Annotated in this window: 1 protein-coding gene; it reads right to left on the minus strand. The window is 79.8% G+C overall.

Going from position 1 to position 1,696, the window contains the following annotated elements:
• Positions 1 to 1,696 (minus strand): helicase-associated domain-containing protein (locus DZF91_RS42740; RefSeq protein ID WP_117359586.1); only part of this gene is annotated, 1,696 nt, incomplete at both ends.

Here is a 1,696-nt window from a genome sequence, read left to right on the forward strand (position 1 = left end):
CGATCACGCCGCCGCCCGGCGACTCGGCGACCGGCGCGAGGCCGAGCCCGCGCAGCCCGGTGAGCAGGTCGGCGCGGGGCAGCGCGGACGCCAGGACGGTCGGCGCGAGCCGGTGCAGCCGCAGCGCGTCGGCGCGGCGGTCGGCGAGGATCTCGTCCAGCGTCGCCGGGTTGTCGGCGCGGACGTAGGAGACCAGGGAGCCGACGCGCAGGTGGCCGTGCCGCCGCGCGACGTCCTCGACCAGGTAGGCGAGCGGCTGCGGGACGGGCGTCGCGGAGTGCTTGGTGAGCAGGTCGAGCAGGTCGGCGGCGGAGCGTCCGGCGTCCAGGGCGCGGCGGACCGACCCGGCGGTGAACCGGTAGACGGTCGCGCCGCCGGTGGACTCGACGTCGGCGGTGAGGGCCAGCTCGCGGGCGAGGTCGGTGACCAGGGGGCCGGGCGCGACGGCGGTGAGGTCGGCCTGGATGAGCACCTTGTCGCCCGGCTCGGGGAGGTGCTTGGCGAGGGCGGGCTCGGGGTCGGCGCCGTCCAGCAGGTCGCGGGCGAACGGGGCCAGGACGCCGTAGCCGGTGAGGCCGAGGACGGCGGCCTCGCGCAGCGTCCAGTCCACGAGCCGGTCGCGCAGCGGGCCGCCGCGCCGGGGCTGGAGCCAGTCCAGCCGCTCCCGGACGGCGGGGGCGGTGGCCGGCGTCCCGGCGGGGGCGTCGGCCAGGACCGTCAGGACGGCGTGCCGGGTCGCCGGGGCGCTGCCGTGCCGGGCGGACTCGCTCAGCGCGTTGACCAGCCGGTCGCGGTCGTCGCGCTCGCCGACCAGGCCGGGGACGCGGTCGGTGCGCAGCCAGCCGTGCGCGAGCTCGGTCCAGCGGCCCGCGATGTCGCGGCGCAGCCACAGGTCGTAGGCGGGCGTGGGCAGCCACTCGCCGTCCAGGTCGCCGGAGCGGGTGAGCAGCCCGGCCGCCTGGGCGATCTCGGCGAGCAGCGCGGCGCGCCACTCCGGGACGTCCAGCAGGGCGGCGGCGGCGCGCAGGTCGCGGACGGCGAGGCCGCCGCTGCGCAGCACCGGCGGCGGTTCGAGGCCCCAGCGCTCCAGCAGCTCCTCGATCTCGCGGACGACGGTGAACGCCTCGCCCGCCGCGCCGCGCACGACCGTGTCCTCGTCCCGGGCGCGGGCTCCGCCGCCGAGCGGCGGGGGCTCGGCGGCCAGGTCGCGGAACAGCCGTCCGCCGCGCAGGTGGAGGGCGACCTCGCGGGGGACGGTCACGGTGCGGTCGTCCTCGGCGACGAGCAGGCCGCGGGCGAGGAGCCGTTCGATCGGGGTCTCGGCGGTCGCCACGCGGACCGGGCGGCGGGCATCGGCGACGCGTCCGACCGGCGGGCCCCAGACGAGCCGGTCCAGGGCGGCGCGGGCCTCGTCGCCCGCGCCCGCGATCAGGTCGGACGGGTCGGTGAGCCGCTCGGCGATCCGCGCGACCAGCCGGCCGGAGTCGGTGAAGCCGCGCGGGGCCTCGCCGTCCAGGTCGGTGACCAGCGCGGTGAGCCGGTCGGCGGGGTAGGACGCCAACACCTCGGCGGCGGGCGGGCCGAGCCCCGCCGGGTGCGGCAGCGCCTGCCGGACGCCGGGCGCGGGACGGGACGTCCGGGTGCCCCAGACCAGGGCGTCGCGGCGCAGGGCCGCGAGCGCGGCCGAGACCGCGCG

It is taken from the genome of Actinomadura logoneensis (assembly GCF_003428695.1).
Taxonomy (GTDB): domain Bacteria; phylum Actinomycetota; class Actinomycetes; order Streptosporangiales; family Streptosporangiaceae; genus Spirillospora; species Spirillospora logoneensis.